This is a genomic window from Mumia xiangluensis (assembly GCF_010994095.1).
GTDB classification, from domain to species: domain Bacteria; phylum Actinomycetota; class Actinomycetes; order Propionibacteriales; family Nocardioidaceae; genus Mumia; species Mumia xiangluensis.
Genome location: NZ_WJYO01000004.1, coordinates 64,927 through 84,558 on the forward strand (window position 1 = coordinate 64,927; position 19,632 = coordinate 84,558).

A 19,632-nucleotide genomic window follows, 5' to 3' on the forward strand; every position below is an offset into this window, starting at 1 on the left:
GGTCAGTTGACCTGGCGCTCCTTGCCCTCCCAGTACGGCGCACGCAGCTTGAACTTCTGCAGCTTGCCCGTCGCCGTGCGGGCCAGCTCGTCACGGAACTCGATCCGCTTCGGGCACTTGTAGCCGGCGAGGTGCTGCCGCGTGTGTGCGATCAGGTCCTCGGCGCTCACCTCGCCTTCCTCGGGGTCGAGGACGACGAGCGCGGTGACGAGCTCGCCCCACTTCTCGTCGGGGATGCCGATGACGGCGACCTCGCGGACGGCCGCATGCAGCATCAGTGCGTCCTCGACCTCGATCGACGTGACGTTCTCGCCGCCGGAGATGATGACGTCCTTCTTGCGGTCCGCGATCGTGAGGTGGCCGTCCTCGAACGTGCCGCCGTCGCCGGTGTGGAACCAGCCGCCCTGCAGCGCCGTGGCGGTTGCGTCGGGGTTCTCCCAGTAGGCGTCGAGGTTGTGGTTGGACTGCGCCAGCACCTCGCCGTCGTCGTCGACCATGATCCGTACGCCGACCGCGGGCGCGCCCGCACGGCCCAGGAGCCGCGCCTGCTCGAGCGGCTCCAGCCCGTCCCACTCCTCGCGCATCCGGCTCATCGTGAGCAGGGGTGAGGTCTCGGTGAGGCCGTAGATCTGGATGAACTCCCAGCCGAGCTCGCCACGGACGCGCTCGATCGTCCGCGTCGGTGGCGGGGCGCCCGCGACGATGATCCGGACCCGGTCGCGTCCGGGGACCTCGCCGTCCCACGTCTTCGCGGCGTCGAGCACCGCCTGCACCACCGCCGGCGCAGCGCACATGAACGTGACGCCGTGGCGCTCGACGCGGCGCAGGATCTCGGCGCCGTCGATCTTGCGGATCACGACGTGCCGGCCGCCCATCCCGGTGACGGCGTACGGCATGCCCCATCCGTTGGCGTGGAACATCGGCAGCGTGTGGAGGTAGACGTCCCGGTCGTTCACGCCCGCCTGCCAGCCGAAGATGCTGGCGTTGGTCCACAGGTTGCGGTGGGTCAGCTGGACGCCCTTGGGTCGCGCGGTCGTACCGGAGGTGTAGTTGATCGTCGCCGTGGCCGCCTCGTCGGCCTCCCACGGCTGCGGCTCGCCGCCGGTCGTCCACATCGGTTCGTCGGACTCACCGATGACGAAGGTGTGCTTCGCCGTCACCGTGTCGAGCAGTCCGCGCACCTCGGGATCGACCAGCAGCACCTCGGCGCCGCTGTGCTCGACAATGTACTTCACCTCCGCCGCCGCGAGCCGGAAGTTCACCGGGACCAGGATGCGACCCCACCCCGAGACGCCGAAGAACGACGTCAGCAGGCGGGCCGAGTTCTGCGAGACGATCGCGACCCGCGCGCCCGGAGGGACACCGAGCCCGTCCAGGTACGCCGCCTGCGACCGCGCCCGGCGGCCGAGCTCCGCGTACGTGACCTCGCCCCACGACGGCGCCGGCTGGTCGGGCTCGTCGACCACGGCCACGCGGTCGGGATAGACCGTGACGGCACGGTCGAGGAAGTCGCGGACGGTGAGCGGGAAGAACATCGAGCACCTCGTACGATCGGGGCCGGGACGCCGGGAGAGTGACCCTGATCACGTCCTATCACGAGGAGCCGGACGACGGGAGTCGCGGCGACGTCAGGCGATCTCCGCGATGACGTCGCCCTCCTGGACGATCTGCCCCTCGCGCACGTGCAGGCGGACGGTGCCGCTCTCGCCGGCGAGCACGGGGATCTCCATCTTCATGGTCTCCAGGACCGCCACGAGGTCCCCTGCGGCGACGTGGTCGCCCTCCTGCGCGTGCAGGCGCCAGACGTTGCCGACGATCTCAGCCCTAGCGGCGTACATCGGCCCCACTCTCGAAGCCCAGCGTCGCGAGCGCGTCGACGAGCCGGTCCCGCGTCTCCTCGGGCAGGATCACGTCGTCGAGGATCCCGGCCTCGGCGGCGACGTACGGGCGGGCGACGTTCTCGCGGTACTCGGCGGCGAGCTCGTCGCGCAGCGCCTCCGGGTCGTCCGCGTCGCGCAGGGCGCGGCGGTGCAGCAGCGCCACGGCGCCACCCGGACCCATGACCGCGATCTCCGCACCGGACCAGGCCCACGAGTAGTCCGCGCCCAGCGAGGCCGACCCCATCGCGATGTACGCGCCGCCGTACGCCTTGCGGACCACGACCGTCAGCAGCGGCGAGGTGGTCTCGACGTAGGCCTTGAGGAGCTTGGCGCCGTGCGTGATGACGCCGCGCCCCTCCTCGACGGTGCCGGGGAGGAAGCCGGGGACGTCCACGAACGTCACCACGGGCAGCCCGAACCGGCCGCAGAACTCGATGAAGCGCGCGGCCTTGACCGAGGACTTCGCGTCGAGGACACCGCCGCGCGAGTTGGGCTGGTTGGCGAGGACTCCGACCGGGCGGCCGTCGAGGTGGCCGAACAGCGTGAGGACGCTCGGCGCGTGCGCCGGCATCAGCTCCAGGCGCGGGCCGGCATCCAGGACGCCGTCGAGCACCTTGTTCATGTCGAAGACGACGCTGGCCTTGTCCGGGACCACGTACGGGAGGCGCTCGGCAGCGACCGGGTCCGGACGACGCGGCGCGACGAGCGGCATCGCGGCGCCGACGTGGGAGGGCAGGTACGAGAGCAGGAGGCGCGTGGCGTGGAACGCCTCGCCCTCGTTCGTCACCTCGAGGTGTGCGACGCCGCTGGTCTCGGTGTGCATCTGCGCCCCGCCGATGTCCTCGGCGCTGGCGTCCTCGCCGGTGGTCGCCTTGACGATGTCAGGCCCGGTGAGGAACATCTGGCCCTGCTCGCGGACCATGATGGTCCAGTCGGTCAGGGCGGGGGAGTACGCCGCGGCGCCCGCGCACGGTCCGAGGATCAGGGAGATCTGGGGGATCCGCTTCTGAGCCAGGACGTTGAGCGCGAACATCTCTCCGCAGCCGTGCAGGGCGAGGATCCCGTCGTGGATCCGGGCGCCGCCGGAGTCGTTGATGTAGACGATCGGGTAGCCCTTGTCGATCGCGAAGCGCTGGGCCTTCTGGATCGTCTCGGCCATCACGGCGCCGATCGCTCCGGACGCGACGGCGGCGTCGTGGCTGGCGATGACGACTCCGCGGCCGTCGACGCGGCCCCAGCCGATGACCACGCCGGCGCCGTTGCCGTTGCCGTCGACGCGCATCGGCGTCATCTCGACGAACGAGCCGGCGTCGACGAGCATCTCGGCGCGCTCGCGGGCGGTGTACTCGCGGCGTCCGCGCGGCTCGACGTGGCGGAACCGATCCTGGCGTCGCTGCGCGAGCCGGGCGCGGTGGTCGGAGGTTGCGGTCTCCGTGTTGATCGTGGTCAACTCGGTCTCCTAAAACATGAGGGAAGCCTCAGGACTTGCTTCAAAGATGAGGGGTGCCTCATGTTTTGTCAAGCCGACGCCTGACGTGTCCTCGGTCTCAGTGGCGACCAGCGCACGGTCGATCCCCGGTCTACGGTTGCGGGACACAACAGATTCCCCGGCAGCAATGGAGGTCACCACCCCATGGTCCGTCCCGCAGAATCCCCCTCTTGGCCCTCTCGCCGCCCCAGGCGGCACCTCGCAGCAGCAGCGTTGGGCGGCCTCGGGCTCGTCGCCGCGGCGCTCACAGCAGGCGCGGTCGCGCCCGCCGCATCCGCTGCCCCCGCGGCAGCGCCCGCGGCCGACGGCGTCCTCATGAGCTACGTCGTCAACAGCAAGGCCAACCCGGGGCAGACCCGTCTCGCCGAGCGCGCAGTCCGCGACGCCGGGGGCACGGTCGTCCAGTCCTGGCCCGAGATCGGCGTGGTCGTCGCGCACTCCACGTCCGGCTCGTTCCGCGACGACGTCGTCGACGTCGCCAAGGGCCACGCCGTCCAGTCGGTCGGTGCCACGCGCACGGCAGCGGTCAAGACGCCGGCCGACGCAGCGGCTCAGCCGCGCTCCCTGGCGCGCAGCACCGAGACGCGGTCGGCGTTCGAGATCAGGCAGGGCGTCTCGGCCACCGAGGTCGCGCCCGACCCGCTCGAGGCGCAGCAGTGGGACATGACCCAGATCAAGGCGGACGTCGCGAGCGACGGCAGCCGTGACGTCACGGTCGGCGTGCTCGACAGCGGCATCGACGACACGCACCCCGACCTCGCGCCCAACCTGGACGCGAAGAACTCGGTCGGCTGCACCGCGAACGGGGTTCCCGACACCAGCCGTGCCGCATGGATCCCGACGACCAGCGACCACGGGACGCACGTGGCCGGGACGATCGCCGCGGCCAAGAACGGCGTGGGCATCGTCGGAGTCGCGCCGAACGTCCGGATGACGTCGATCAAGGTCGTCGACGACGACGGGTTCATCTACCCCGAGTACGCGATCTGCGGCTTCGTCTGGGCGGCCGAGCACGGCGTCGACGTGACGAACAACAGCTACTACGTCGATCCGTGGATGTTCTGGTGCAGCAACGATCCCGACCAGGCAGCGGCCAAGGAGGCCGTCCGTCGCGCCGTCTCGTACTCCGAGCGCAACGGCGTCGTGAGCGCCGCCGCTGCGGGGAACTCGAACTACGACCTGGCGAACAAGACGACGGACACCACCAGCCCGAACGACACCACTCCCGCGCCGCGTCCGATCGACGCCGGGTGCGAGGACATCCCGACCGAGCTCCCGGGTGTGGTCACCGTGGCCTCGAACGACCAGGCCGGCGCGAAGTCGAGCTTCTCCAACTACGGCGACGGCGTGATCGACGTGACCGCACCGGGGTCGCGCATCCTGTCGACCGTCCTCAACGGCGGCTACGGGCTCAAGTCCGGGACGTCCATGGCGTCGCCGCACGTCGCCGGCGTGCTGGCGCTGCTGAAGTCGTCGCACCCGAACGCGTCGCCCGCCGAGCTCGTGGCTCTCGTGCGCGCACAGGCCGACGACAAGCCGTGCCCGAGCGACGTCCGCTGCACCGGCACCGCCGCGTACAACGGCTTCTTCGGTGACGGACTCGTCGACGCCCTGGACGCCACCCAGGGACGCTGACACCGTACGACGCAGGCGCGGCACGGCTCTCGACGAGCCGTGCCGCGCCGGCGCACGGCCCGCAACTCGCGGTGTCAACGGGACCGATCCTCCAGCGGATACAACCTACGGATCGGTAGGGTTGAGGAGTGACGACCGTGGAGATCCTCGAACCTCGGCGCCGCCCGACGCAGGAGCGGAGCCAGAAGAAGTTCGACCTGATCCTGCAGACGTCGCGTGACCTGCTGCTCGACGTCGGCTTCGAGTCGTTCACGCTCGAGGAGGTCGCGAACCGCGCAGGCATCCCGATCGGCACGATCTACCAGTTCTTCCAGAACAAGTACGTCGTCGTGTGCGAGCTCGACCGCCAGGACGTCGTCGCCGTCCGCGCCGAGCTCGCGCGGCTCGCCGCCGCGCTGCCGACGCTCGACTGGCTCCGGCTCCTCGACCAGCTCGTGGACCACATCGCCGCCCTCTGGGTCACCGACCCGTCGCGCCGCGCGGTGTGGCACGCGGTCCAGTCCACGCCCGCGACCCGCGCGACCGCCGCTGTCACCGAGCGCGAGCTGGCCGTCGACGTCGCGGGCGTCCTCGCACCGCTGACACCTCGAACCCCGCGCGGCCGCCGCAAGATCGTGGCCGAGGTCCTCGTCCACGTCGCCTACTCGATGCTCAACTTCTCGATCCGCGACGGCCAGGAGCACGCCGAGGCCGTCATCGAGCTGAAGCGCCTGCTCGGCTCGTACCTGCTGGCTGCCGAGCAGTCCGGCTAGCGGCCCGTCACGCGGTCAGGACCACGTACGCGATCGCGTAGTCGCCGTCGTGCGACAGCGACACGTGCAGGCGCTCCGCGTCGAGGTGCGCGGACACAGGGGCGTGCAGCGCGATGCGCGGCCGGCCCCACAGGTCCTTCACGACCTCGATCGCAGCGAGCGCCTTCGTCTCGTCGACGACCGGTGGCGACCCGTGCAGGGACGCCGACCACGCCTTCACGACGGCCTCCTTGGCCGCCCAGCGGGCAGCGAGGTGACGCGCACGGTCGGACTGGCCGTCCGAGGCATCACCTCGCTCACCCGGGGTGAACAGCTGCTCGAACCGGCTTCCCGGCTGTGCCAGCTGCTCGGCGAACGACGGGACGTGGACCAGGTCCACGCCCACGCCGATCACGCTCACCGCTCGCTGTGCGCGCTGGTCTGCGCCACCACGTACGTCCCGTCGGCTCCCAGGCGCGCCTGCGGGTCGAGGAGGACCGAGGCCTCCCGCTCGCGGACGCCGGAGTCGCCGAGGCGTCGTCCGACCGGGCGCTGGTACGGCGCGGGACCGCCGTACATCGCGCGCACCAGACGAAGGCGGCCGGAGACCTCACGGGCGCGTGCGGCCCGCTCGTACTCGTCACGCTGCGTCGCGTCGAGTGTCGCGAGGAACGCCTCCGGGTGCGCGATCGCGACCAGCGCTGCGACGTGACCGAACCCGAGGCTCGTGACCAGCCCGGCACGCATCGGCGCCGGAGCCTCGAGCGCCTCGCGCAGCCACACCAGGTGCGGGTTCTCGTCGAGCACGTCGTCGACGCAGTCGAGGCTGCGGTTCGGGGGGAGCACCTGGCTGCTCAGGATCTGCGTGAGGCCGATCATCTGGAACGCCGCAGCGCCGCCCTTCGAGTGGCCCGTCAGCGTCTTCTGCGAGACGACGAAGAGCGGGTTGCCCTCGGTCCGACCCAGCGACGCCGCGATCCGCTCGTGCAGCTCGGACTCGTTCGGGTCGTTCGCCGCGGTGGAGGTGTCGTGCTTCGACACCACCGCCACGTCGTCCGCGCCGAGCCCGAGGGCAGCGAGCCCGCGTGCCAGCGGCGACTGCGTGCCCCCGCGGGCCGCGGCCAGCGCGCCGAGGCCCGGCGCCGGGATCGACGTGTGGACGCCGTCGGCGAACGAGCCGGCGTATGCGACCACGCCGAGGACGGGCAGGCCCATCCGCAGCGCGACGTCGCCGCGCGCCAGGAGGATCGTGCCGCCGCCCTGGCTCTCGACGAACCCGCCGCGACGCCGGTCGTTGGCCCGGCTGACGAACCGCGCGTCGATGCCCTTGGCGAGCATCGCAGCGGAGTCGGCCGTCGCGGACATGTCGGCGAAGCCCACGATGCCCTCGGTCGACAGGTCGTCGAAGCCGCCGGCGACCACGAAGTCGGCCTTGCCGAGGCGGATCTTGTCCGCACCCTCCTCGACCGACACCGCGCTCGTCGCGCAGGCGGCGACGGGGTGGATCATCGCGCCGTAGCCACCGACGTACGACTGCATGACGTGCGCCGCGATGACGTTCGGCAGCGCCTCCTGCAGGATGTCGTTCTGCTTCGCCTCGCCGAGGAGCGTGTCGATGTAGAGCGAGCGCATCGACGTCATCCCGCCCATGCCGGTGCCCTGGGTGCTGGCGACCGCCGCGGGGTGGACCCAGCGCATGAGCTCCGCCGGGCTGAAGCCGGACGACAGGAACGCGTCCACGGTGCAGACGAGGTTCCAGACCGCGACGCGGTCCAGCGACTCGAGCATCTCGGCCGGCACGCCCCACACGGCCGGGTCGAACCCGGTCGGGATCTGACCGCCGATGGTGCGGGTCAGCGCGAGGCGCCGCGGGACGCGGATCTCGGTGCCGGCCTTGCGGGTCACGGTCCAGTCGCCGTCCGTGCCGGGTGCGATGACCGTACGCTCCGGGTCGGCGTCGTACATCGCCTTCGCCGCCGCCTCGGTCCCGACGGAGAACGTGATGTCGTCGTCGAGGTAGGCGCGGGCGAGGAGCGGGGTCGAGGCATCGACCAGCGAGCCGTCGTCGCCGTAGCGGCGGATGCCGCACCGCTCGACCACGGTGTCGTGGTAGCGCTCGTGGATCTCGGGCTCCGTGACCGCCTCGCCGGACTCGACGTCGTACCAGCCGCCGTTGTCGTCCCACGCGATGAGCCCGGTCGACCAGGCGAGCTCGAGCACGCCGGCAGCCGAGAGCTCCTCGGCGACCTCGTACTCGAAGCGCGTACGCGCCGACCCGAACGGGCCGAGCTCGCCGGCGCCGACGATGACCACGAGGTCTTCGGGCGCCGCGGACGTGCTCGGCCACGACACCGGCGGGCGCGCCGGCAGCTGGGCCGGCGACGGTGCGAGCGCGTCGATGGTCCCCGCCCCTTCCGCTCGTCGAGGCGCGGAGCGATCGAGACCCTCTGAGGCCTCGCGGGCCAGCGCCCCGAGATCCAGGTCGGCCTCGCCGAGGCCGCCCGTCAGGTCAGCAGTGATGGGAGCCGTACGTGCCTCAGCCCGTGCTTCGACCGACGCCAGCCCGAGAAGTGCCGTCGCCATCTCCTCGGTGGACCAGGTGCGGACCCCGGCACGCTCGACGGCGTCGACCAGCGGGTCGTTGCCACCCATCAGCCCGGTGCCGCGGACCCAGCCGATGATCGCGTGGACCAGCGTCACGCGCTCGCTCCAGGTGGCCTCGGCCGACCAGCGGGTCGTGAGCGCGTCGAGCGCTGCCTTGGCCTCGCCGTACGCTCCGTCGCCGCCGAACATGCCCCGGTTGGGGGAGCCGGGCAGGACGACGTGGAGGGTGGAGGTGAGGTCGTGCGCGCGCCCGGTGGTGCCCAGGGTCGCGACGAGCCGCTCGACCGACCACACGAGGATCCGCATGTCGATCTCGGAGCGGGGCCCGACCTCGGTCATGTCGCCCGCGACCCGGCCGGCTGCGAACGGGAACAGCAGCGTCGGCGTCAGGGCCGGCTTGGTGACCGTCGTGGTGCCGCCGGCGGTGGTCGTCTGCTCCTCGGTCACCCACGACGCGAGCGCGTCGACGTCGTCGAACGACGCAAGGTTGGCAGGCACGACCCACAGCCGGGCGCCGGCACGGGCGTGCGTCCGGTAGAGCTCCTTGTACGCCCGCAGCTTGGGCTGGTCGAGGCGCGAGGTGGTCGCGACGACGGTCGCGCCACCGGACAGCAGGCGCCCGACGACGGCGGACGCGATCGAGCCCGCGCTCGCCCCGGTCACGACGGCGACGTCGTCGGCCCAGACTCCGGCCGTCGTGTCGGTCGCGGCCTTGCTGATCTCCGCGAGGCGTGCGGCGATCTCGGCGTCCTCGCTGCGCGCGGCCCACCAGCGTGCCTGCGCCGCGACGTCCTCGCCGGTGCCGGCGAACGACTCGGGCGAGGCATCGACCACGGCGCCGGCGGCGATGCGGGCGACGTCCTCACGGGCGCTGGCCCAGCGGTCGTCGAGCAGGAGCGCGCGACGGGCGTCGAACGCGGGAGCGGTGAGGCGTACCCAGTCGCTCCCGAGCTCGGCCTCGACGCGGGCGACCACGGCCGCGTCGGCCGTGCCCGTGTCGTCGGCAGCGGTGGAGACGCCGGACAGCCCGAGGGTCTTCAGGAGGTGGCGCGCCGTGGAGGCGAGCACCCCGTCGGGTCCGGTGATGCCGGCAGTGATCTCGCCCAGCGCGGCGGCGTCGACGGTGACGTCGGCACCTCCCGCGGACGGGAGCGCCACGGCGACACCGCGGCGAGCGGCCACGGTCTGGACGGCCGCGTCGATGGCGGTGTCGAGGTCGGCGGCGCTGGACGGCGCGTCCAGGTCGCCGAAGCTCCCGCCGCGCACGCTGCTGCCCTCGCGCGTCGCGAGCGCCAGCTCGGCGGTCACGTGGCTCGCCCAGCCGGGGCCGAGCTGCCAGACGCCGGTGACGCGGTCGGTGATCGCGCCCTGGCGCTTGCCCGTCGGGCCGAGGATCTTCGTGAGGTGGTCGCCGAGCGCGCTCGACAGGACGGGGCCGAACGGCTTGTACGCGCGAGCCAGGCCCTTGACCTGACCCGACAGCGTCGGCAGGTCCGCGTCGGCGGCGCCGTCGATCGCACCGAGCGACAGCTCGCCGCCCAGGTCGACCAGCAGCTGGTTGCGCCGCGAGGACGCGCCGTCGCAGAGCGACTCGATCGAGTCGGCGGAGCCGATCTGGTCGAGGCGCATCTTGGTCCACCAGGCCAGCAGGACCGTCGTCGCGTCCGCCGCGTCGAACGCGATGTCGGCGGGGCGGTCGGCGCTGGGTGCCGGTGCGGCGGCGGCGGAGGGTGCCGTCGCCGCACCGGCGGTCTGGGTGGGAGCGGCGGACTCGGCGGGTGCGTCCTCGACGTCCTCCGCAGGCGCGGGGTCGGTGTCGGTCGCGAAGACGGAGGCCGCCTCGCGCTCGATGTTGAGCACCTCGATCGTCCGCTCGGGAGCGGTCGGCAGCTTGAGGGTCGAGGATGCGAGGTTCGCGACGGTCGGCGCGTTGGCGACGCCGATCTCCACGAAGCGCTCGACGCCCAGCGCACCGAACATCAGGTCCTGGGTCTCGATCCATCGGACCGGGCTGGCGAACTGCCACGCGAGCAGCTCGACGAGCAGGCGGCGGGCCAGGCGACCAGGCGTCGCGGCCCACGCGTCGTAGTCGGCGAGCACCTCCTCGAGCGGCGCCGACGGCACCGTCGCGGCGATCTCGGCGACGAACGCACGGTCCAGGGTGAACGGCCACGGCACGAGGTTCGGGACGTAGCGGCCGAGCAGGATCGACGGGTCGATCGTCTCCGGCAGGAGCTCCTCGAGCCGATGACGGAAGTCGGGGACGCCGCCGCGCAGGACGCTGGAGTGGAACGGCACGTCGATGCCGGGGACGAGGATGAAGGCAGCCTTGCCGCCGAACTCCGCCCGGCGTCGTGCGACCTCGGCCTCGAGGATCTCCAAGCCCTTGACGGAGCCGGCGATCGCGTACTGCGAGCCCCGCAGGTTGTAGTTCACGATCTCGAGGAACTCGCCGGACTCCTGCGCGATCCGGTCGACGAACGGCGTGACCTCGGCGTCGTCGAGCCCGATCTGGCTGGGGCGGATCGCCGCGAGACGGTAGTCGCTGCGGCCTTCGGCGTCGCGGGGCACGAGGGTGTGCATGACCGAGCCGCGCTGGAACACGACCTCGATCACGGCCTCCAGGCTGATCACGCCGGAGACGGCCGAGAGCGCGTTGTACTCGCCGACCGAGTGGCCGGCCAGCACCGCGTCGTCGACGAACGCGCCGGCCTCGCGCAGCTCGGCGATCTGCGCCGATCCGAGCACGGCCATCGCGACCTGGGTGAACTGCGTCAGGAACAGGACGCCGTCGGGGTGCTTGTGGGTGACGCCGTTCGCGACGACCACCGTCGGGTTGTCCTGCACGACGGTGAGGATCGAGAACCCGAGGACCTCGCGGGTGTGGACGTCGGCGCGGTCCCAGATCTCGCGAGCGGCCTTGCTCCGGCGGTAGCCCGCCATGCCCATCCCGGCGTGCTGGATGCCCTGGCCCGGGAACGCGTACGCGGTGCGCGGGGCCGAGATCCGCGCGGTGGCGGCGATCACGAGCTCGCCCTCGCTGCGCCCGGTGATCTCGAGGATCTCCGCGCCGGCGTCGAGGCCGGTACGGACGGCGGCGAGGTCGACGGTCGCGCCCGGGCGCACCGGGGCGAGGAAGCGCGTCGTCCAGCCGTCGATGTGGCGGCCGACGAGCATCTGCTGGGCGGTGGCCGAGAGCCACATCCCGTGCACGATCGGGTCGCCGAGGCCGGCGAGGCGCGCGGCGGCGACGCTGGTGTGGATCGGGTTGTGGTCGCCGGTGACGGCGGCGAACGCCGACAGGTCGGTCGGGGCGACGGCGGACAGCGACGCACGGGTACGGCGCGAGGTCTCGGTCACGTCCCCACGTGCCGCGCCTCCCGCGACAGCCGGATCGGTGAGGTCGGCGGTGCCGTTGCGGCCGCGGATCGCGAACCGCTCGCGCAGCGTCGCGACCTGCTCGCCGGACTCGGTCGTCACGGTGACGTCGATGGTGACGACACGGCCGACGCCGGCGTCCTCGACGCCCGCGAGCCGGGCCTTGATCGCGAGCGGGGTGCGGTCGGTCGGCAGCTCGCCCGCGAGGTTGATCGCGTGGTCGAGGTGGACCAGGTCGAGCATGCCCTCGACGACTGAGACGTCGGTGCCGGGCACGTGGGTGTCGGCCAGCACGGCGAACACCGACGGCCACGCGAGACCGACGAGCGCGTCGGGCGCCGGGCGGCTGCCGCGAGCGGCTGTCCCGCCCGTGACAGCGGCGTGGTCGGATCCGAGGTCGCCGGACCAGGTGGCCGTCGCCTCTGCCACGCCGTCCGCGGCCGCGGGAAGCTGCCCGCCGGCTGCGACGCCGGCGAGGCTGCGCATGGCGGTGACGGCGCTGTCCACGGTGACAATGGGGGCGCCGCCCGAGGCCGCGTCGGCGATCTGGATGCGGACCGAGAGCGAGCGGGTGCCACCGAGCGGCACCTCGAGGACGGCGTCGTCGCCGTCGGTGAACAGGACCGCGCCGGTCTCGGCGTGCTCGGCCCGGCTCGGCTCGACGATGACCCAGTCGACGCCGAGGCGGTGGACGGGGTTGCGGACCGTCCGGCCGGCCCAGCTGACGTCCGGTGCGGCGAGCACGAGACCGAGCAGGTCGTCGGCGGCATCGACACGTCGGCGGCCGGCCACCCGCGAGGTCAGCGCGCCGGCGGTGAGCACGTCGTCGACGGTCTCGTCCTCGAAGCGGCGCAGCAGGTCGGCGACCGGCTCGTCGACGCGGGTGATGCCGGCGACGGCGACGGTGCCGGGGATGATGCAGACGGCGTCCGCGGGATAGCGGGCGTCGTGGGCCTGCCAGAGCGAGTCCGAGCGGTACCAGCGGCGTACGTCGGCGTCGAGCACCGGCACGAACGGGACGGGCTTGCCGGCCCGGCGGCAGACCTCGACGAAGAACGCGACGTCGGCCGGGTGGAGCGTGACGTCGGTGGCGTGCGGGTACGCGGCGAGGAGAACGCCGATGGCGGCGTACGGGTCGTTCGCGGCGTCGGCGTCGGCGAACAGCGTCGCGATGGTGCCGTGGTCCTCGGCGGCGAGGCGGGCCTCCGCGCGCTGCAGCATGGCGTGGAAGCGATCGCGCAGCGTGACGTCGAGCCAGTTCTCGGCGCCGGCGCCGCTCGTCCTGAGCGGAGGGAGCGAAGCGAGCGAAGTCGAAGAGGTGATCTCGTTCTCGCCCGGCTCGGCACCCGCCAGCTCGGCGTAGCGCGCCAGCCAGCCGGCGTACGTCATGTCCTCGACGTCTCCGAAGTACGGCTTGGCGGTCGGTGCGATCGCGGCAACGATCTCGTCGCGCCGCTTCGCCACGGCCTCGGCGTCGCCGGCGACCTCGTCGAGGATGCGTCCGGCGCGCGAGGCGGCGTTGTCGATCTCGTGGATGTCGGCACCCAGCTGGCTGCGGCCGGACGCCATGCCCGCGTCGGCGCGGCCTGCACCGACCCAGTCGGGCGTGCCGGGCGTGTCGACGAGCATCTGCTTGACCTGCGGCGAGGTGGTGGCCTCGAGCGTCGCCATCGCGGCGGTGCCGACGAGGATGCCGTCGAGCGGCATCTCGGGGTAGCCGTGACGTCGTGCCCACGCGCCGGTCAGGTAGGACGACGCGGCCTCGGGCGTACCGATGCCGCCGCCGACGCAGACGATCACGTTGTCCTGCGCGCGCAGCTGGGCGTACGTGGTGAGCAGGAGGTCGTCGAGGTCCTCCCACGAGTGGTGGCCGCCGGCCTTGCCGCCCTCGACGTGCACGACGATCGGGACGGGGGCGACCTCGCGGGCGATCGCGAGCACCTCGCGGATCTGCTTGACCGTGCCGGGCTTGAACACGACGTACGAGATGCCGGTGTCGCGGAGCTCCTCGACGAGCGCGGTCGCCTCGGGCAGCTCGGGGATGCCGGCGCTCACGACGACGGCGTCGACCGCCGCGCCGTTCGCGCGGGCGCGCTGGACCAGACGCTGCTGGCCGAGCTGCATCTTCCACAGGTAGGGGTCGAGGAACAGCGCGTTGAACGCGAAGGTCCGGCCCGGCTCGAGGAGCCCCCCGAGCTCCTCGAGCCGGTCGGCGAAGATGCCCTCGGTGACCTGCCCGCCACCGGCGAGCTCGGCCCAGAAGCCGGCGTTGGCCGCGGCGGCGACGATGCCGGCGTCCACGGTGGTGGGTGTCATCCCGGCGAGCAGGATGGGGGAGCGCCCGGTGAGACGCGTGAAGCTCGTCTCGAGGACGGTGCGGCCGTCGGGGAGGGTGACGGGCCTGGGGGCGTACGTCGACCAGGCGGCGGCGCGGCGGGGCGCGGCACCCGGGGTGGTGAGGATGCGCTGGCCCTGGCGGGTGGCCGGTGCGACGAGACCGACGCCGCGGGCGGTCGCCTCGTACTCGGCCAGCAGGGACGCGAGGTTGCCGGGACCGAGGTCGAGGATCCACTCAGCTCCGCTGTCGAGCGCGCCCTCGAGGTCGCGGACCCAGTCTCCGGGAGCGATGACGGCGCGGGTGGCGAGGTCGCGCGCCCACTCGCCGTCGAGGCCGCACGCCGCGGCCCACTCGGCGACCAGGTCGCCGGCCTCGGCGAGGCCGTGGTGGTGGAAGGCGGCACGCGGCTCTAGCGTCTCGAAGACCGGCGAGAACGGCGTGCCCCCGGTGGCCTTGCGCTCGCGTCGGGCGGCCTGGGCCTCGGCCTCGCGCTCCAGGTGTCGGCGGACCGTGACGAGGTCGCCGGCGGGTCCGCTGAGGACGACCGTACGGCGGCCGTTGCGGAGGGCGACGTCGACGTCGACGCCGTCCACCTCGGCGAGCAGGACCGTGACCTCGGCCGGGTCGACCCGGCGTACGGCGAGCATGGTGTCGCCGAGCAGGCCGCGACGCTGCGCGGTGACCTGGATCGCGGCACCGATCAGGCGGGCCACCGCGAGAACGTCGGACGGCGTACGTCCGGCGAGCGCCTCGGCGGCCAGCACGCCCTGCGAGTGGCTCACGACCGCGCGGGGGGCGTGGTTCGTGAGGTCGAGGCCCTGGAGACGCACGGCCTCGATGCCGGCGAGCTGTGCCAGGAGGATGCCCGGCACCGACACGGCGGGCTGCGTAAGCACGTCCGTGTCGGGTGCCGTCGACTCCTCGTCGGCCGCAGCCGACTCGGCGCTCGCGAGCGCGTCCGCCCACGCGAGCGGCTGGAACGGCAGGGGGATCCGGGCGAGATCCCCCTGGACCGGTGCCAGCCGCGACTCGGCCGCGGCGCAGATCGCGTGCAGCTGCGGACCTAGCGCATAGGTCCGCAGGAGGTCGCTGAGCGGCTCCAACCAAGGACTTCCCTGGCCTCCGAACGCGATCGCGTACGGTGTCGCGTCGTTGAGTGCATCGACCAGCCGCGTGCGGTGGTCGTGCGTCGTCGTCCGGGTGGTCGGGGTGTCGATGATCGTCACGAGTCCCTCGAGCTTCCTGGTGGTGCGCGGTCTGGGCCAGGACTCATCATGACCCAAACATGAGGGATGCCTCAACATTTACGTGAGGCATGCCTCATGTTTTGGACGCCTGGGAGCGCTTCCAGGGGCCGCGGGGTCCTCCGATGGCGGGATCCTGGGCCCCCCTCTATGAGGTGTGTCACACTTCCGCGCATGACGTCGTACGACTACGTGGTGGTGGGGGCCGGCAGCGCCGGAGCGGTGGTCGCGGCGCGGCTGACCGAGGACCCGTCCGTGACGGTGCTGCTGCTCGAGGCGGGGCCCGAGGCCGACGCCGACGAGATCTCGATCCCGGCGGCCTTCTCGAGCCTGTTCAAGACCCGCTGGGACTGGAACTACACGACGACCGAGCAGAAGCAGCTGCACGGACGCCGGGCGTACTGGCCCCGCATGAAGGCCGTCGGCGGGTGCTCGTCGATGAACGCGATGATCTACATCCGAGGCAACGCGCTCGACTACGACACCTGGCGCGACGCGTACGGCGCCGAGGGATGGGGCTACGAGGACGTCCTCCCGTACTTCGTCCGCGCCGAGGGCAACACTCGCCTCGCCGGCCCGTACCACGGCACGGACGGCCCGCTGCGCGTCGAGGACCGCGTCTTCACCCACGAGCTCAGCCAGGCCTGGGTCGACTCCGCGGTGGCCTCGGGCTTCGAGCGCACCGACGACTTCAACGGCGCGGTGCAGGAGGGTGCGGGGCTCTACCAGGTGACCTGCCGCAAGGGACGCCGCTGGTCCGTCGCCGACGCCTATCTCTCCCCGGTGCGCGATCGCCCGAACCTCACCGTCCTCCCCGGTGCCCTGGTCAGTCGTGTCGTGATCGAGGGCGGGCGTGCGACCGGTGTCGCGTACGCCGTGGCGGGAGTCGAGCAGGTTGCGCGCGTGGAGCGCGAGGTCGTCCTCTCCGGCGGCGCGGTCAACAGCCCGCAGCTGCTGATGCTCTCCGGCGTCGGTCCGGCCTCGCACCTGCGTGAGCACGGCATCGACGTCGTCGCGGACCTGCCCGGCGTCGGCGCGAACCTGCACGACCACCCTGCGCTGCCGATGATCTGGACCACCCGCGGCACCACCGATCTCGCCCAGGCCAGCAACCTCCCCAACCTGGTGCGCTGGAAGGCGACGGGCAAGGGGCCGCTGGCGTCCAACATCGGCGAGGCCGGCGCGTTCTTCAGCAGCCGCGACGGGCTGCCTGCCCCGGATCTCCAGATCCACGTCGCGCCGTCGGGGTTCTACGACAACGGGATGCACGAGCCGCAGGCGCAGATGTTCACGGTGGCGCCGACGCTGGTGAACGTCGCGAGCCGCGGGTCGCTGCGGCTGCGGTCGGCCGACCCGGCGTGGCACCCGGAGATCGACGCCGCCTACTACGACGACCAGACCGACCTCGACGCGATGCTCGCCGGGACGCGACGGGTCCTGGACACGGTCGCGTCCGGGCCGCTCGCCCGCTTCCTCGTCGACCTGTGGATGCCGAGGACGCGAGGCGCGGTGCCCACCGACGCCGAGCTCGTCGAGCACATCCGTGCGCAGAGCCAGACGCTCTACCACCCGGTGGGGACCTGCGCGATGGGCTCCGGTGAGGCATCGGTCGTCGACGCCGAGCTGCGCGTGCGCGGGGTCGAGGGACTGCGGGTCGCCGACGCGTCGGTGATGCCGATGGTCCCGCGCGGCAACACGAATGCGCCGACGATCATGGTGGGCGAGAAGGCCGCCGACCTCCTGCGGGGACGTGCGTTGCCGCCCGCCGTGGCCGCGGGCGCCATCGCCACGTCGTAGTCAGCGGCTCCCGAAGAAGTCGGCGAGCACCGGGGCGAGAACCTCGGGGGCCACGTCGTGCGTCTGGTCGGGCAGGGACTGGTACGCCGCTGCGCTGGCGACGCACGCCACGATCCGTGCCGGGCGGCGCAGGAGCTCGGGGCTGGCGGCGCCGTCCAGCACGAGCGTCGGGACGTCGATCGACTCGAACCGCTGGCGCGGCACGACGCCGTCGTCGAGGACCGCCAGGTCGTACGCGATGGTCGGCGCCAGAGCCTCGTACTCGCGCCAGATCGGCGTGCACCGCAGCAGCGTCACCATCTCCTTGGGCATCCCCGAGACGGTGAACAGCTGCGCGACCGCCTCGCCGTACCGCGCGTGTCCTCGCGCCTCGTCGTCCAAGAGCGCCTCGAGCTCGTTGCGCGTGCGCCGGACGTCGGCGGACCCGACGACCTCGCCGGTGTACGGCGGCTCGTAGACGGCGAGCCGGCGGACGGGGACTCCGGCGGCGGTCGCCTCGAGCGCGAGCGCCGCCCCGGCGGAGACGCCGAACAGGTGGCAGCCCACGCCGGCTGCGGAGACGACTGCCGCGAGGTCCTCGACCTCGCGGCGCGGGGCGTACGGCGGCGTGTCCGTGCTGTCGCCGCGGCCTCGCCGGTCGTAGTCGTAGACGGTGAACGCCCCGGCCAGGTGCTCGGCGAGCGGACGGTCGGGATCGGTGCGGCTCGACGCGAGGGCTCCGTCGACCAGCACGACCGGCGGACCTGCGCCGCGGCGCGTCACCGCGATGCGCGTGCCGTCGTCGGACGTGACGACGGACCGGGTCGCGGCGCGATCGACGCTCATGCCTGTACGACCGGGGGTGCGGGCCGAACTCATCGCCGGGGGAGCCATGTGATTCGCCATTCACTTACCGCTCTGTTGTCGAGCGCTACCGCGCAGTAGGCTTCCCGCAGACACCCTGTGCCCTGCATCACAGCCCCCGGAGGACGAGATGGCGACCACGAGCCCGATGCCGAAGACCAGCCGTTCGCGCAAGAAGGCTGCCGACGCGGCCGAGAGCGCGGCAGCCCCGACGACGTTCGACTCGTTGAGTCCGGCGACCGGCGACGTGGTCGGCACCTACCCGCTGACGACGCGGGAGGAGGTCGACGCCGCGGTCGAGCGCGCACGTGCCGCGACCCAGTGGTGGCAGGAGATCGGGTTCGACGGCCGCAAGGACGTCCTCAACCGCTGGAAGGGTGTCATCACGCGCCGCATCCACCAGCTCGCCGAAGTCGTGCACGCCGAGACCGGCAAGCCGCACGCCGACGCTGCGCTCGAGATCGGCCTGGCGATCGACCACATCGGCTGGGCCGCGGGCCACGCCAAGAAGCTCCTCGGCCGCCGCACGGTCTCCTCGGGGATGCTCATGGTGAACCAGAAGGCGACCATCGAGTACAAGGCGCTCGGCGTCGTCGGCGTCATCGGTCCGTGGAACTACCCCGTCTTCACGCCGATGGGTTCGATCGCGTACGCCCTCGCTGCCGGCAACACGGTCGTGTTCAAGCCGTCGGAGTACACCCCCGGCGTCGGCAGGTGGCTCGTCGACTCCTTCAACGAGGTCGTCTCGGACTACCCGGTGCTGCAGCTGGTCACAGGGCTCGGCGAGACGGGCGCGGCGCTCGCGTCGTCCAAGGTCGACAAGGTCGCGTTCACGGGCTCTCCCGGCACCGGCCGCAAGGTCATGGAGGCCGCCGCGAAGAACCTCACCCCGGTCGTCATCGAGGCCGGTGGCAAGGACTCGCTCATCGTCGACGAGGACGCCGACATCGAGGCGGCGGCCGATGCGGCGCTGTGGGCGGGCATGAGCAACGCCGGCCAGACGTGCATCGGGACCGAGCGCGTGTACGTCCACGAGAAGGTGTTCGACGCGTTCGTCGCCGAGATCACCGCGAAGGCGTCGACTGTCCGCGCCGGCTCCGACCCCGAGGCGAAGTTCGGTCCGATCACGATGCCCGGCCAGCTGCCGATCATCAAGCGCCACATCGAGGACGCGGTCGCCCGTGGCGGCACCGCCGTCGTCGGCGGCCCCGATGCCGTCGGTGAGCGCTTCGTGCAGCCGACGATCATCACCGGCGTCCCCGAGGACTCGCCCGCGGTGACCGAGGAGACCTTCGGCCCGACCCTCGTCGTGAACTCGGTGCCGTCGATGGAGGAAGCCGTACGCCGGACCAACGCCACCGCGTACGGCCTCGCCGGCGCCGTGTTCGGTCGCAAGCGTGCCGCCGAGATCGCACACCAGATCCGCTCGGGCATGACGTCGGTCAACTCGGTGACGTCGTTCGCGGGTGTCCCGTCGCTGCCCTTCGGCGGCGTCGGCGAGTCGGGCTTCGGCCGCATCCACGGCGAGGACGGCCTGAAGGAGTTCACGTACTCCCACGCCGTCACGGTGCAGCGGTTCAAGCCCGTGATGGCGCTCACGAGCTTCGGTCGCACCGCCAAGGAGGACAAGCGGTTCGTCCAGGTCCTCACCATGCTCCACGGCGGCAAGGCGCTCGACGTCAAGGACAAGTAG

Annotated in this window: 10 protein-coding genes; 4 read left to right on the forward strand and 6 right to left on the reverse strand. The window is 72.3% G+C overall.

Going from position 1 to position 19,632, the window contains the following annotated elements; genetic code table 11:
* Positions 1–2 precede the first annotated feature (2 nt).
* From GH747_RS13455 to GH747_RS13465, 3 genes are all read right to left on the reverse strand, one after another.
* On the reverse strand, positions 3–1,535 hold the full coding sequence (locus GH747_RS13455) for an AMP-binding protein (protein ID WP_149770131.1): 1,533 nt from the start codon (positions 1,533–1,535) through the stop codon (positions 3–5).
* 93 nt (positions 1,536–1,628) lie between these two features.
* Complete coding sequence (locus tag GH747_RS13460; protein WP_149770132.1) at positions 1,629–1,838, reverse strand: biotin/lipoyl-binding carrier protein; 210 nt, start codon at positions 1,836–1,838, stop codon at positions 1,629–1,631.
* A complete protein-coding gene (locus GH747_RS13465) occupies positions 1,825–3,330 on the reverse strand; it encodes an acyl-CoA carboxylase subunit beta (RefSeq protein WP_149770133.1) in 1,506 nt (501 codons plus the stop codon). The genes GH747_RS13460 and GH747_RS13465 overlap by 14 nt, the downstream gene beginning before the upstream one ends.
* A 252-nt stretch (positions 3,331–3,582) precedes the next feature.
* Here GH747_RS13465 and GH747_RS13470 point away from each other — a divergent pair, with 252 nt between their 5' ends.
* Positions 3,583–5,004, forward strand: a complete 1,422-nt coding sequence (locus GH747_RS13470; protein WP_228552923.1) for a S8 family serine peptidase — start codon at positions 3,583–3,585, stop codon at positions 5,002–5,004.
* A gap of 128 nt (positions 5,005–5,132) precedes the next feature.
* On the forward strand, positions 5,133–5,756 hold the full coding sequence (locus tag GH747_RS13475) for a TetR/AcrR family transcriptional regulator (RefSeq protein ID WP_149770135.1): 624 nt from the start codon (positions 5,133–5,135) through the stop codon (positions 5,754–5,756).
* Between the two features lie 7 nt (positions 5,757–5,763).
* On the opposite strand, the gene acpS is transcribed toward GH747_RS13475, so the two are convergent.
* Positions 5,764–6,141 (reverse strand): holo-ACP synthase AcpS, encoded by a 378-nt coding sequence (gene acpS / locus GH747_RS13480; protein ID WP_240466182.1) that lies wholly within the window; start codon positions 6,139–6,141, stop codon positions 5,764–5,766.
* Between the two features lie 11 nt (positions 6,142–6,152).
* Positions 6,153–15,281, reverse strand: a complete 9,129-nt coding sequence (locus GH747_RS13485; RefSeq protein ID WP_228552924.1) for a type I polyketide synthase — start codon at positions 15,279–15,281, stop codon at positions 6,153–6,155.
* 192 nt (positions 15,282–15,473) lie between these two features.
* On the opposite strand from GH747_RS13485, the gene GH747_RS13490 reads away from it, so the two are divergent.
* A complete protein-coding gene (locus tag GH747_RS13490) occupies positions 15,474–17,096 on the forward strand; it encodes a GMC family oxidoreductase (RefSeq protein ID WP_149770138.1) in 1,623 nt (540 codons plus the stop codon).
* On the opposite strand, the gene GH747_RS13495 is transcribed toward GH747_RS13490, so the two are convergent.
* The gene (locus GH747_RS13495; protein ID WP_149770139.1) at positions 17,097–17,921 is read right to left on the reverse strand and encodes an alpha/beta fold hydrolase; all 825 of its coding nucleotides are present in this window, start codon (positions 17,919–17,921) and stop codon (positions 17,097–17,099) included.
* 148 nt (positions 17,922–18,069) lie between these two features.
* Between GH747_RS13495 and GH747_RS13500 the strand changes: the two genes are divergently transcribed.
* On the forward strand, positions 18,070–19,632 hold the full coding sequence (locus GH747_RS13500; protein WP_228552925.1) for an aldehyde dehydrogenase family protein: 1,563 nt from the start codon (positions 18,070–18,072) through the stop codon (positions 19,630–19,632).

Bases quoted from the DNA above. Each gene is read 5' to 3' on its own strand.
- GH747_RS13455 (WP_149770131.1), bottom strand. From the start codon at position 1,535: ATGTTCTTCCCGCTCACCGTCCGCGACTTCCTCGACCGTGCCGTCACG.
- GH747_RS13460 (WP_149770132.1), bottom strand. From the start codon at position 1,838: ATGTACGCCGCTAGGGCTGAGATCGTCGGCAACGTCTGGCGCCTGCAC.
- GH747_RS13490 (WP_149770138.1), top strand. From the start codon at position 15,474: ATGACGTCGTACGACTACGTGGTGGTGGGGGCCGGCAGCGCCGGAGCG.
- GH747_RS13495 (WP_149770139.1), bottom strand. From the start codon at position 17,921: ATGAGCGTCGATCGCGCCGCGACCCGGTCCGTCGTCACGTCCGACGAC.
- GH747_RS13500 (WP_228552925.1), top strand. From the start codon at position 18,070: ATGGCGACCACGAGCCCGATGCCGAAGACCAGCCGTTCGCGCAAGAAG.